The organism is Halopseudomonas pelagia CL-AP6, from assembly GCF_000410875.1.
GTDB lineage: Bacteria > Pseudomonadota > Gammaproteobacteria > Pseudomonadales > Pseudomonadaceae > Halopseudomonas > Halopseudomonas pelagia.
This window is the reverse complement of record NZ_AROI01000006.1, coordinates 158,413-171,516: the sequence shown is the minus strand read 5'-3', so window position 1 is coordinate 171,516 and position 13,104 is coordinate 158,413. Positions and strand designations below refer to the sequence as shown.

General features: G+C 58.8%; 12 protein-coding genes. 5 read left to right on the top strand and 7 right to left on the bottom strand.

All coding sequences use genetic code 11. From position 1 onward, the window contains the following. Position 1: 1 nt before the first annotated feature. The 3 genes from K787_RS0105250 to K787_RS22285 are packed head-to-tail and all read right to left on the bottom strand — an operon-like array spanning position 2 to position 1,051. Positions 2 to 292, bottom strand: coding sequence for a hypothetical protein (locus tag K787_RS0105250; RefSeq protein ID WP_022961746.1), 291 nt, complete (start codon positions 290 to 292; stop codon positions 2 to 4). Next, entirely contained in the window at positions 267 to 752 is a 486-nt protein-coding gene (locus K787_RS0105245; protein ID WP_022961745.1) for a hypothetical protein, read from the bottom strand. Before K787_RS0105245 ends, K787_RS0105250 begins: the two co-directional genes overlap by 26 nt. A 5-nt stretch (positions 753 to 757) precedes the next feature. Then, positions 758 to 1,051, bottom strand: a complete 294-nt coding sequence (locus K787_RS22285) for a DUF883 C-terminal domain-containing protein (protein WP_022961744.1) — start codon at positions 1,049 to 1,051, stop codon at positions 758 to 760. A 301-nt stretch (positions 1,052 to 1,352) separates the two neighbouring features. Between K787_RS22285 and K787_RS0105235 the strand changes: the two genes are divergently transcribed. After that, positions 1,353 to 2,531 (top strand): saccharopine dehydrogenase family protein, encoded by a 1,179-nt coding sequence (locus K787_RS0105235; protein WP_022961743.1) that lies wholly within the window; start codon positions 1,353 to 1,355, stop codon positions 2,529 to 2,531. A 103-nt stretch (positions 2,532 to 2,634) separates the two neighbouring features. On the opposite strand, the gene K787_RS0105230 is transcribed toward K787_RS0105235, so the two are convergent. Genes K787_RS0105230 through K787_RS0105220 form a run of 3 tightly spaced genes read right to left on the bottom strand, consistent with a single transcriptional unit; the run spans position 2,635 to position 6,777 of the window. Further along, positions 2,635 to 3,477: a 23S rRNA (adenine(2030)-N(6))-methyltransferase RlmJ gene (locus K787_RS0105230; RefSeq protein WP_022961742.1), complete on the bottom strand. Its 843-nt coding sequence runs from the start codon at positions 3,475 to 3,477 to the stop codon at positions 2,635 to 2,637. 52 nt (positions 3,478 to 3,529) lie between these two features. Next, positions 3,530 to 5,329, bottom strand: coding sequence for a type IV pilus assembly ATPase TfpB (gene tfpB, locus K787_RS0105225; RefSeq protein ID WP_022961741.1), 1,800 nt, complete (start codon positions 5,327 to 5,329; stop codon positions 3,530 to 3,532). A 44-nt stretch (positions 5,330 to 5,373) separates the two neighbouring features. Continuing rightward, positions 5,374 to 6,777, bottom strand: coding sequence for a CYTH domain-containing protein (locus tag K787_RS0105220; protein ID WP_022961740.1), 1,404 nt, complete (start codon positions 6,775 to 6,777; stop codon positions 5,374 to 5,376). 143 nt (positions 6,778 to 6,920) lie between these two features. Here K787_RS0105220 and K787_RS0105215 point away from each other — a divergent pair, with 143 nt between their 5' ends. From K787_RS0105215 to argE, 3 genes are all read left to right on the top strand, one after another. Then, positions 6,921 to 7,598, top strand: coding sequence for a TIGR00153 family protein (locus tag K787_RS0105215; RefSeq protein WP_022961739.1), 678 nt, complete (start codon positions 6,921 to 6,923; stop codon positions 7,596 to 7,598). A gap of 49 nt (positions 7,599 to 7,647) precedes the next feature. Next, positions 7,648 to 8,904: an inorganic phosphate transporter gene (locus tag K787_RS0105210; RefSeq protein WP_022961738.1), complete on the top strand. Its 1,257-nt coding sequence runs from the start codon at positions 7,648 to 7,650 to the stop codon at positions 8,902 to 8,904. Positions 8,905 to 8,971: 67 nt separating this feature from the next. After that, a complete protein-coding gene (argE, locus tag K787_RS0105205; protein WP_022961737.1) occupies positions 8,972 to 10,117 on the top strand; it encodes an acetylornithine deacetylase in 1,146 nt (381 codons plus the stop codon). Positions 10,118 to 10,129: 12 nt separating this feature from the next. On the opposite strand, the gene amn is transcribed toward argE, so the two are convergent. Further along, entirely contained in the window at positions 10,130 to 11,599 is a 1,470-nt protein-coding gene (gene amn, locus K787_RS0105200) for an AMP nucleosidase (RefSeq protein WP_040640829.1), read from the bottom strand. Positions 11,600 to 11,758: 159 nt separating this feature from the next. Here amn and argA point away from each other — a divergent pair, with 159 nt between their 5' ends. Beyond that, a complete protein-coding gene (gene argA, locus K787_RS0105195) occupies positions 11,759 to 13,054 on the top strand; it encodes an amino-acid N-acetyltransferase (RefSeq protein ID WP_022961735.1) in 1,296 nt (431 codons plus the stop codon). Positions 13,055 to 13,104: the final 50 nt, after the last annotated feature.

Sequence of the window (13,104 nt, the reverse complement as noted above, 5' to 3'; positions counted from 1 at the left end):
TTCACTCAACTGGATCGCTCGCCGCGCTCCCGGAACTAAAACCGCCGGATACCATTGGCCATAGCCGTAAACCGGCAATGGCCATGGAGCCCAGCTTTGAAACCACATTATCCATCGAACCCGCCCGCTGCACCAGCGCACCCGCAAAGGCACCCCCGGCGACCAACCAGTAGGAGGGCACCGTGCGCAGCTGTTCCATGCGACGATGGCCCACGCTCTCAAACACTGTTCGCTGCGCACAAAGCGTAGCGTCGAGCGCCTGGATTTCACGCACTTGGTCTTTGCGTGCCATCTCGGGACTCCTTCAACTCAACATCATCCGTTTTAGTCGCGGCCGCACTGCTCACTATGGCCCGTAGATTCCGCTTGGTAGCGGGCAGACTCAAGCTTTGCTTGAATGTTTTAGCTGCTTTGACCAGCACCAGGATCGCCAACACCTGAATAGCCAGAAACACCAGCAAAGCCAGCGTTACCGATGCCAGTTGCTGGTACGCAAGCCACGACAACAACACGGATAAACCCAGCCACGCTATGGAGGCCAGGGAAAACAGCGCCAGACCAACTACGAACAGGCGACCGACATCGGCACTGGCCAACTTGAGCTCGGCACTGAGCAACTTGCCAAAAGTGCTAGCTGTTGCACCGGCCTGCTTACCCAGCTCGACCCATTCATTCAAAGCGTCCTGCCCAGGAGGGCCAGCATCCTGCTCCGGCTGACCCTGGGGCCGGCCGGAGTCGGTTTGTTCAACCATGCCGATTACTTCCGCGACATCAACTGGGAGAACAGGAAGCCTGCAGCAAACGCGATACCAACAGTAGCAAGAGGCTTCTCATGCATGAAACGTGAAGCGTCATTACCGAGTTCCTCAGCCTTGACTTTGCCTTTGAGCAGTTGGTCGACTGCGTCATTCTTCAGGTCAACGCCAGCGCTTTCAGCAGCATGCTTGAAGTGATTCTTGGCCTCAATCAGTTTGCTGTAGGCAGACAGCACGGCCTCTTTGCCCGTATCAATTTCCTGTTGCTGCACTTGATTATCTTTAGCTGTGGTCATGTGTTTCTCCTTCCTGTAAGTGTAAATGTCCGCAATCCCTGACTGCACAGAGTGGGTTATTCATGCACAAAGGTCTACATAAAAGCCGTCTACACTGAATTTGCAGTCAGTGCGACGATTCTATGGCAAGGGTATGACAGAGTATTCGCATGCACGAAACCTTCCCGGACACTTTGCACCCTGCGCTTAAAAAACCCATCCTGACAATAAGGCGGTACATAGTTAGCAGACAGCAGCGCAGCGACATAAGTTCGACTTCTGGCTGAATCCATCCAAACTCACTCTCTGGAGACTGATCATAATGGGCATGCAACAAACCGAGTTCGACATCATCGTCTACGGCGCCTCCGGCTTTACCGGGCGTCTGGTCGCCGAGTACCTGAGCCAGGAATATGCTGCAGACAAAAGCTTGCGCTGGGCCATGGCCGGGCGCAGTGCCGAAAAGCTCGCTGCGGTGCGTGACGAGATCGGCGCCCCTGCAGATATACCGCTGGTGGTCGCTGATACGCAAGATCCGCTAAGCATTGCCGCCATGGTCAAACGTACCCGGGTGGTCCTGACTACAGTAGGGCCTTACCAACTCTACGGCTCGGAGCTGGTCGCCGCCTGTGCCGCCAATGGCACTGATTACGTCGATCTGTGCGGCGAGCCAGCGTGGATGCGGCAAATGATTGATGCCCATGCCGCTACCGCAGAAAAAAGCGGCGCGCGGATTGTGTTCTCCTGCGGTTTTGACTCCATTCCCTTCGACCTTGGCGTGTATTTTTTGCAGCAGGAAGCGCAGAAGCAATTGGGCGGCCCATTACCGCGGATCAAAGCCCGCGTACGCAAGATGAAAGGCACCTTCTCCGGCGGCACCGCCGCCAGCCTCAAGGCGACTATGGTTGCCGCCAAGCAGAATCCAGAGATTTTGCAGTTGCTCGGCAATCATTTCGCTCTCACTCCCGGCTTCAGTGGCCCGGCGCAACCGCCAGCGAGCAAGCCTGAATACGACGAAGCCTTGGGCACCTGGGCCGCGCCCTTTATCATGGCGGCGATCAATACCCGCAATATACACCGCTCCAACGCGCTGCTTGGCCACGCCTACGGCGAAGATTTCGTCTACGACGAGATGCTGCTGACCGGGCCCGGAGACAAGGGCAAAGCCATCGCCGAAGGCGTTGCCGCCGACCGTTCACTGTCCAGCGACAGCGCCCCCAAACCCGGTGAAGGTCCGAGCAAGGAAGAGCGTGAAAACGGCTTTTACGATGTGCTTTTTATTGGCGAGAAAGACGGCAAGACCTTGATGGCCAGCGTCTCCGGCAAGAAAGATCCAGGCTATGGCTCAACCTCGCGGATGATTGCCGAAAGCGCCATCTGCCTAGTGCGCGATGCGACCGATACCGCTGGCGGCATCTGGACCACGGCCCCGGCCATGGGCGACAAGCTGATCAAGCGCCTGGTCGAGCATGCGGGGTTGACGTTCAAGCTGGAGAACTGATTTCACTAAGCCCTTGGCGGCCAGGCAGACGCTCCCACCTCGGAAATACGCTCTGGTGGGAACGGCCGCCTGGCCGCGAAAGCGTTTTTTAGTTAGGGACGCCTCAGGGCGCCCCTACCAGCCAATCCATCCGAAACCCACCGGATCCAGACTGAGCCAGCGTATCTGCCAGCCAAGGCAACACCACCTCCAACTCCTCCCACAACGGCCAGGGTGGATTGACCAGCAGTAATCCTGAGCCGTTCAAGCCCATGCTGTTATCGGCCGGACGTACGTTCAGTTCAACGCGCAGGACCTTGGGCAAACCGGAGCTGGCCACTTGCCGGTAAAAGTCCCGCAGCAGCCGCTCGTCCTTGATCGGATACCAGAGCGCAATAACGGTCTGGCGCATACGTTGTATGCCGATCTGCATGGCCTTCAGGCAGCGCGCGAGGTCATCGGCTTTTTCAAAAGGCGGATCCAGCAGCCAGAGCGCGCGTTTCTCTGCCACCGGCAAAAACGCCTTGGCCAATTCATACCCGTCGCGCTGATGCACTGCCACTTCCGGTGCGCCGGAAAAATGCGCGCTCAGGATGGCGGCATCCTCCGGATGCAGTTCACTGAGGATCATCCGATCCTGCGGGCGCAAGGTGTCAGCGATCAACTGCGGCGAGCCCGGGTAATAGCGCAAGTCGCCATCCGGATTATGCCTGGCAACCACCTGGCAATAGTCCTGAATCATCTCGGGTAGGTCATCCCGCCCCCATAGCCGGGCAATACCGTCGAGATACTCGCCGGTCTTGCCTGCCGCCTCGCCATGCAAATCATACAGCGCTGTGCCGGCGTGGCTGTCCAGGTAGCAAAAAGGCGCGTCCTTGCGTTGCAGCAACTGCGCCATGCGCAGCAAAATGGCGTGTTTGAACACATCGGCGTGATTGCCGGCATGGTAGCTATGACGATAATTCATGGCAGGTTCCGTTCAGGGATCGGCGGCATTCTAGGCGCGGGGTCGCACCAGCTCAAGCCTGCTGACTGGTGGGCGTGACCCGCAGCACTTCCTCGATGGTAGTCAGGCCGGCGGCGACTTTCTGCGCGCCGGACAACCGCAGGCTGTGCATACCCTCCTTGTAAGCCTGACGGCGCAAGGCATTCAGATCAATATCGGCCTGCACCAGTGGCTTGACCGTGTCACTGAGCAGCATCAATTCATACACCCCCGCGCGGCCACGATAACCGGTGTCACGGCACTCCGGGCAGCCAACGGGTCGGTGCGCCTGGGTCGGCAAAGGCGCATTCCAGGGTTTGGTCAGTTCTTTCCAGGCGTCTTCATCTACCGGTGCCGGCTCCTTGCAATGCGGGCACAGGGTGCGTACCAGGCGCTGCGCCATCACCCCCAGCACCGTCGCTTTGATCAGGTACGCCGGCACACCCAGCTCGATCAGACGGCTGACCGAGCTGGGTGCATCATTGGTGTGCAGGGTCGATAGTACCAAGTGACCGGTGAGCGCAGCCTGGATGGCCATTTCCGCGGTTTCCAGATCACGGATCTCACCGACCATGATGATGTCTGGATCCTGGCGCATCAAGGCGCGCACGCCACCGGCAAAATCCAACTCTATATTGTGCTGCACCTGCATCTGATTGAAGCTGTCTTCGACCATTTCGATCGGGTCTTCTATGGTGCAGACATTCACTTCCGGAGTCGCCAACTGCTTGAGCGTGGTGTACAGCGTGGTGGTTTTGCCAGAGCCAGTCGGCCCGGTCACCAGCACGATGCCGTTGGGTTGATGGACCATGGATTGCCAACGGCGCTGATCTTCAGCGGAGAAGCCCAGTTGATCGAAGCTACGCAACAGCACATCCGGATCGAAAATCCGCATGACCATTTTTTCGCCAAACGCAGTCGGTAAGGTCGACAGGCGCAACTCGATTTCGTTGCCCTGCGGCGACTTGGTCTTGATCCGCCCGTCCTGTGGCTTGCGTTTTTCCGCCACGTTCATGCGCCCTAGAGTCTTCAGGCGGCTGACCACGGCAATGGCCACCTGCAGCGGAAATTGATACACCGTATGCAGCACGCCATCGATACGAAAGCGCACGCTGCCGGACTCGCGACGCGGTTCGATATGAATATCACTGGCGCGCTGCTCGAAGGCGTACTGAAACAGCCAGTCAACGATATTGACCACATGCGCATCGTTGGCATCCGGTTCCTGGCCCATACTGCCCAGATTCAGCAATTGCTCGAAGTTACCAATCGCGCTGTTTTTCTGATCACTGGCATTGGCGCCCGTCACCGACCGCGCGAGACGATAAAACTCGACCGAGTAACGTTGAATGTCGGCCGGGTTGGCAACCACGCGCTTGATCTCGCGCTTGAGCACATGTACCAGGTTGGCTTCCCAACTACTGACAAATGGCTGAGCGCTGGCAATGACGACCTCGCGCTCGTTGAGCTCCAGCGCAAGGATCCGGTGGCGCTGGGCAAAGGCAAAAGACATCAGCGGAATCACTGCTGCCACATTGATCTTCAACGGGTCAATGCGATAGAAGGGCTGATCAGCTTCCACCGCCAGCCAACGGCTGAGAGAGTCCAGATCGAGCTTCTTGCCCGGCCGATTGAGATCATCGGGTGCTTGCCCGGCAATAAACTCCAGCGGATGCAACTTGGCCGTTTCACCCGTCGCGGCGCGGCGCAGCATACTCAACTGCTCGGCCGTCTCCTGGGTCAAACGCCCCTGCTCTACCAGCACATTGAGCAAATCCGCCAAGTCCAGCGGTCGGTCAGATCCCGGTAGCGCCAGGTCGGCCAGTTTTCTCATCCAATCCCCCAGGGCAATCCATTATCGCGATCAGATTAGCGCGATCAGCCGTTCAATTCACGCCAAGCGTTGAGCTTGCGCAACCGCTGACCCTGCTTGCGCAAGGCATCCATCAACAGCGGACGCTGCTCCTCCTCCACCTGTGGATACTGCTCGAGAAGGGCCTGCAATTTATTCAGCTCGCCGAACAGGCGGTCCGGCTCGGGGACCTGCAAAAAACCGCGAAAACCCGACAGTAAATAATACAAACGAGCCAATCGGGGCTGTTGGTCCATCCAGATACTGACCGCAGAGTCCGGGTCATTGGTATGCGGCACCTTGAGTTCCTGAATCTCCTTGCTAACCGCTGCCAGCAACCAGCGCGGCAAACTCAATGCACCAATGCGCTGGCCCTTGGGTGGCCGATTCAACGTCCAACCCCGACGCTGGAGCCATAGCGCCAGCCCGATAAACAGTTTGCCCCAGGCAGGGTCATTGATGGCCTGATCAAACACCTGGGCGGCCTGCTCTCGGGCCTGTTGGCCCGTCTCGTCATCCGCCCACCCAGCGAGCACTAACGGCTTGAACTGACCCAGTAATTGATCCAAAGGCTGAACGAAGTCCTGCACCGATGAGCGCGGCAACGCCAGATCAAACACCCCGAAGGAAGCACGCAACGCCGTCAGGGTCACCGTCAGCTCACGAAACAGCCGCCACTTTCCGGCGTGCCGGTATTGTTCGGCAAGCCGTTGGCTATGCCCCAGCAGTTGCGTGCCAGCGCCGGCAATCACTTGATCTACTGTAGTTTCTGCGTGCCATTCAACGCTATTCAGTCGCAGGTCATAACTGCCTGCGTCGAACAGACGATAGCCTCGCTCGGCCTTGCTAATATCGCAGGGCATCAACGGCAGATCGGCACTCAACTCCAGCGCCAGCTCCAGCAGTGCCGCAGCCGGACCCTGACGAATCTCCAGCTCCAGTTCACAGATCGCTTCCTCGCCAGGCCCCGCTATCACCCGGCCCTGATCCAGCGCCGCCTCTACTTCGACAACATCCCCCTCACGTTCCCAACTGAGCAACACTTTGGTGCGCTGGAAATCGGTGGTGAATACCGGCTGCAGCAGCGCCTTGTCCAGGTTGGCCAAGGCCTCAGGCCAGCAACTGTCGTCGAGCAATGCCAGGTTCAGTTCCGACTGATCCAAGGGCCAGTCCCATTCGTTACGCTCGGAAAGCCCGGCTACACTTTGACCACGGCTTTTCAATGTCTGGATGAATTGTTCACCGTCGCGCCGCAAACGTAATGCCACTTTGGCCGCCGCCAGGTCGCGGGCAGGCGTGTCGAAATACTGATTGTACAGCGTGCCCTGGACCCACTCGCCCTGCTGACGGGCCTTGATCAAGGAGTGCTGCTGCACCGCCGCCAGTGTCTCGGGTGTGGCGCGCAACTTGATTTCGGTTTCTTTGACCATGTAATGACTCTCGCAATAAACAGGTCGGCTCGCGGGCCGCACCCGAAGAAAAATGGCTAATTTGTGACAGCACCGTGTCGTTTTAATGACGACCGGGATTTCAGCCCCTATAATTCGCGGCTCGAACCCGCATCGGAGGCCCCATGCCCAGCAATCCTTTTCTCAATCTGTTCGGTCGCTCGCCGATAGGACCCATGCAGCAGCATATTGGCAAGGCCCACGAGTGTGCCGCGCAACTGGTGCCCTTTATCGATGCCGTGATCGCCAATGACTGGGTTGAGGCGGAACGGCTGCAGTTGCAGATATCGCAACTGGAACGTGATGCCGACAAACTGAAAAAGGATGTTCGGATTCACCTGCCCAAGAGTCTGTTCCTGCCAGTACCCCGTTCGGACCTGCTGGAGCTGCTCAGTGTACAGGACAAAGTCGCCAATCGGGCCAAGGATATAGCCGGGCTGATGCTCGGCCGGCAGATGGCTATTCCCGAACCGATACAGGACTCGTTCAAGTTTTTTGTACAGCGCTCGGTGGACGCCGCCGCTCAAGCGCTGAAAGCCATGAACGAGCTGGACGAACTATTGGAAACGGGTTTTGCCGGCCGTGAAGTAACACTGGTGGAAAACCTGATCGAGGAGCTTGACCGCATCGAGCACGATACCGACACCCTGCAGATCAAGCTGCGCTCGGACCTGTTCAAACTGGAGAAGGATCTACCACCTATCAACGTCATGTTTTTGTATCAGATCATTGAATGGGTCGGTGACGTGGCAGACCGTGCCCAACGCGTAGGAAACCGCCTGGAACAACTTATGGCCCGCTAGTGGCCAGCTATAACCGCTTTGAAATGCACCCAAACAGAGTACTGTCACCATGACCCTGATTGCAGAATACGGCACGATCCTGCTGATACTGGCCTGCCTTTTCGGTTTCTTCATGGCCTGGGGCATCGGCGCCAATGATGTCGCCAATGCCATGGGTACCTCCGTCGGCTCACGCGCACTGACGATCAAGCAGGCGATTCTGATCGCCATCGTTTTCGAATTCCTCGGCGCCTATCTCGCTGGCGGCTCGGTGACGCAGACCATCCGTAGCGGCATTATCGATTCGGACATGATCAGTCCCGACCAGATGGTCTTCGGCATGCTTGCCTCTCTATTGGCTGCCGGCACCTGGTTGTTTATTGCTTCGATGAAAGGCTGGCCGGTATCCACCACCCATTCGATCATCGGCGCAGTCATCGGCTTTGGTGCCGTTGGCGTATCCATGGAAGCGGTGAACTGGAGCGGTGTAGCGCCTATCGTCGCCAGCTGGGTTATTTCACCCACGTTGTCGGGCTTCGTTGCTTTCCTGGTGTTCATGAGCGTGCATAAGCTGATCCTGGATACTGCAAAACCCTTCGAGAACGCCAAAAAGTACGTGCCTTTCTATATGTTCGCTGTCGGCTTCTTCGTTACCCTAATGACGGTCACCAAGGGCCTCAAGCATGTAGGTCTGGATTTCAGCCCGCTGCAGAGCTTTGGCCTGGCAATTGTTATTGGCCTGCTGGTGACAGCCCTTGGCGTACTATTGCTGACCCGCGTCAAGGCCGATCCGGAAGCGGATAAAGACTTTCACTTTGCCAGCGTGGAGAAGGTTTTCGCCGTACTGATGATTTTCACCGCCTGCGCCATGGCCTTCGCCCACGGCTCCAACGATGTGGCCAATGCAGTCGGTCCGCTGGCGGCGATTGTCGGCGTATTACACACCGGTGATGTTCTCGCCCAGTCGCCTGTGCCTGGCTGGGTGTTGCTGATCGGCGGTATCGGCATTGTCATTGGTCTGGCCACTTACGGTTACCGGGTGATTGCCACCATCGGCCGGCATATCACCGAGCTGACCCCCAGCCGCGGCTTTGCTGCCGAGCTGGCCACGGCGATCACCGTGGTGGGCGCTTCGGGTATCGGCCTGCCAATTTCCACCACCCATACCTTGGTCGGTGCAGTATTGGGCGTCGGTATTGCCCGCGGTATTGGCGCGCTGAATCTGCGCGTGATTGGCACCATCTTCAGCTCCTGGCTGATCACCCTGCCAGCCGGCGCCGGCTTCTCCATTGCGTATTTCTTTATTCTCACCTGGATTTTCGGCTGACGCTGACTACCTGGCAGCGTAAGCTGGTCGAACATTGATCGACCGCTTACGCCGCCAGGAGTTTTCAATGGCCATCCCTTCCCTCAGGGCGCAATTCGACGCGCTGCTCAAAGCCCCCTCCATCAGTTGTACCCAGGCCGATATGGATCAATCCAATCTGGGCGTGGTCAACCTGTTGGCCGAGTGGCTGGGCGAGCTGGGTTTCACCTGCACTATTCAGAACATTCCGCATGAGCCGGGCAAGGCCAATCTGATTGCCATACTTGGTTCTGGTCCCGGCGGGCTGGTGCTGGCCGGACACACCGATACCGTCCCCTGCAACCCGGAGCGCTGGCAGCATGACCCGTTCAAGCTGACCGAAGCGAACGGCCGTTGGTACGGCCTGGGTAGCTGCGACATGAAGGGCTTCTTTCCGCTGGTGATCGAAGCGCTCAAGGCGTACGCCGAGCGGCCGTTCAAACAACCACTGATCATCCTCGCCACCGCCGACGAGGAAAGCTCAATGAGCGGCGCGCAGGCACTGGTGGCCAGTGACCTGTTCCACGCCCGGCATGCCGTCATCGGCGAGCCGACTGGCCTTAAACCGATCCGCGTGCACAAGGGCATTATGATGGAGCGGGTCGATATTACCGGACAGGCTGGCCACTCATCCGACCCGTCGCTGGGTCGCAATGCGATGGAGGCTATGCACCTGGTGATCGGTGACCTGTTGGCGCTGCGCGCAGAATGGCAAAAGCGCTGGAGCAACCCGCTGTTCAGCGTGCCGACCCCGACTTTAAACCTGGGCTGTATTCACGGCGGCGACAACCCGAACAGGATCTGCGCCAAGTGCGCGCTGGAATTCGACATTCGCCCGTTACCCGGCATGGATCCGGACGCTCTGCGAGCGGATATCAACGATCGCCTGCTGATCATCGCCGCCGAACGCCAGGTCGAGATCAGTTTCAAACCGCTGTTCCCCGGCGTGTCGCCGCTGGACACCCCGGCCGATGCGGCGATCGTCAAAGCCTGTGAGCAACTGACCGGCTACAGCGCTGGCAGTGTAGCCTTTGCCACCGAGGGCCCGTACTTGAATCAGATCGGCCTGCAGACGCTGATTCTCGGCCCAGGCGATATCGACCAGGCCCATCAGCCCGATGAGTACTTGGCGATGGACCGAATCGACCCGACAGTGAAGATTCTGCGCGGCCTGATCGAAAAATTCTGTCTGTAACCGGCGATTTGCTCAGCGAAAAGGTGGCTCGTCAAAGCTGCGCAGCTTGCGTGAATGCAGTGAGTTCAGCTGACTGCGCAGCAGATCTAGCGCGGCGATGCCTATGTGCAGATGCTGGGTCACGGCGCGCTCATAGAAGGCACCCGCGGCGCCAGGCAGCTTGATCTCGCTGTGCAGCGGTTTATCCGAGACGCACAACAGCGTGCCGTAGGGCACCCGTAGACGGTAGCCCTGGGCAGCAATAGTGCCGCTTTCCATGTCCACGGCAATGGCCCTGGCCTGGTTGATCAGCGGCCGCTCCTGCGCCCAGCGCAGCTCCCAGTTGCGGTCATCGTAAGTCAGCACGGTGCCGGTACGCAGACGCCGCTTCAAGTCGTCACCCCGTTCACCCGTCACTGTCGCGGCGGCCTCCTGCAGGGCCATTTGCACTTCAGCCAACGCCGGCAGCGGAATATTCGGCGGCAGCACCCGATCGAGAATGCCGTCGCGGCGCATATAGGCATGAGCCAGCACGTAGTCGCCAATGCTCTGCGACTGACGCAGCCCGCCACAGTGGCCGATCATCAGCCAACAATGCGGCCGCAGCACCGCCAGGTGATCGGTAATATTCTTCGCATTGGACGGTCCGACGCCGATATTGACCAGAGTCACGCCATCTCGATCATTGGCCTGCAGGTGATAGGCCGGCATCTGGTAGCGGTGCCAGACCACGGTATCGACCAGCGCCTGCATCTGCTCAGCACTCATGCTCCGTTCGATAATAATATTTCCGGGCATGATCATGCGCTGAAAACGCGAGTCGCCCTGGAGCATATCCAACCCGTGACGCACAAACTGGTCCACGTAACGGTGATAGTTGGTCAGCAGGATCCACGGCTGCACATGGCGCCAATCGCTACCGGTGTAATGCACCAGGCGGCGTAGCGAGAAATCCACCCGCGCCGCATCGAACAGCGCCAGCGGCATGGGGTCAAGCTGCTCCCAATCGAGCAAGCCGTCGACCGTGCCATCGGTGACCGCCGACAGATCGGTACTGGGGAACACCCGGGCCAACTCACCCGCAGTAACCCCAGAACCCGCCAGCTCATCACCCTGCTCCACTACATAGGGATAGGGGATGGCCTGCTCGCTCAACCCCACTTCGATCTGCAAGGTGAAATCGTTCATCAAGGGCCGCAACTGCTCCAGCAGATAAGGACGAAAGGCTTCCGGATGGGTTACCGTCACACTGTAGGTGCCCGGCACCTGCACCTTGGCGTAGGCGCGCACACTGGGCGGTACATCCTCTTTGCAACGGTAGGTTAGCCGTAACTCTGGATACCGGTACATGGCCAACTGGTCAGCATCTGGTCGGGTGCGATCCTGCAGGTAGGCTTGCAATGCCAGACCCAGCGCGCCGGTAGCCTGGCGGTACAATGCAGCCAATCGCTCAACCGCTTCTTCCGGGCTGCTGACAGTGACAAAGGGAACGGGGCGCTCAATCGAATCAGGACTCACAGGGCTCTCTCTTGGTTGTAGAACATGGCTTATCTTGCCTGGAATCGCAGGGATGGGCATAGCCCTGCGAGCAACGATTGCAATCAGCGCTTGAAGCGGGTCCAGCAAAGTCCCTAAACTGCTGTTTTGCCCGGACTGCCACCCATGACCGACTACGTCAACTGGTTCCGCCACTCGACGCCCTATATTAATACCCATCGCGATTGCACCTTTGTTGTGTTGCTGCCTGGCGAAGCATTGGCGCACCCGAATTTCAGCAATATCGTCCACGACATCATGCTGCTTAACAGTCTGGGCGTGCGGCTGGTGTTGGTGCATGGCTCGCGGCCGCAGATTGAGGAGCGCCAGAGCGCCCGCGGCCTCAGCTCGCATTACCATAAAGACCTGCGTATTACCGACAGCGACACCCTGGCGTGCGTGATGGATGCGGTGGGCAGCCTGCGCATCGCCATCGAAGCACAGTTGTGTACAGCACCTACCGCATCTGGCCAAGGCTCGCGTCTGCGCGTGGTGAGTGGCAACTTCGTTACGGCCAAACCCATCGGCGTGGTCGACGGCGTGGACTTTCATCATACCGGTGAAGTGCGGCGTATTGACCGCAAGGCGATCAGCCGGCATCTGGACGAGCAGTCCATCGTACTGCTGTCGTCGATGGGCTACTCGCCCACCGGGGAAGTGTTCAACCTGGCCTGTGAGGACGTTGCCACCAGCACCGCAGCCGCACTGGAAGCCGACAAATTGATCCTCTTTGGCCCCGAAGCAGGCATCGTCAATGCCGATGGGCAATTATTGCGCGAACTCAAACCCACCCGCGCCCAACCCCTACTCAACATTCTCGGCAATAGCCTTCCCGGCTCACTGCTGGCAGCCGCCTGCAAGGCCTGTGACAAGGGCGTGAGACGCAGTCATATCGTCAGCTTTTGCGACGATGGCGCGCTGCTGACCGAGCTCTTTACCCGCGACGGCGGCGGCACGCTGGTCACCCAGGAAGCCTTCGAGCAGATCCGCACGGCGACCATCGAGGATGTCGGCGGCCTGATCGAATTGCTACGCCCGCTGGAAGAAGCGGGCATTTTGGTGCGCCGCTCGCGCGAGGTACTGGAAACCGAAATCGGCCAGTTCACCCTGATCGAGCGCGACAATATGATCATCGGCTGCGCCGCCCTTTACCCGTTGGACGACTCCAGCGCGGCCGAACTGGCCTGCGTCGCGATCGACCCGAACTATCGGCACGGCGGCCGCGGCGACCAATTGCTCGCGCATATCGAATCCCAGGCCAGAATGATGAAACTGGACACCCTGTTCGTGCTCACGACCCGAACCGCACACTGGTTCCGTGAGCGCGGCTTCGTGCCCAGCTCTGTCGAACGTCTGCCGATCAAGCGCGCCTCGCTGTATAACTATCAGCGCAACTCAAAGATCTTCGAAAAGACGCTTTAGACCCTTCTGCCAGCCGCGCCGTGCAGCCATCTGCCGGCGTGGGCTGCATG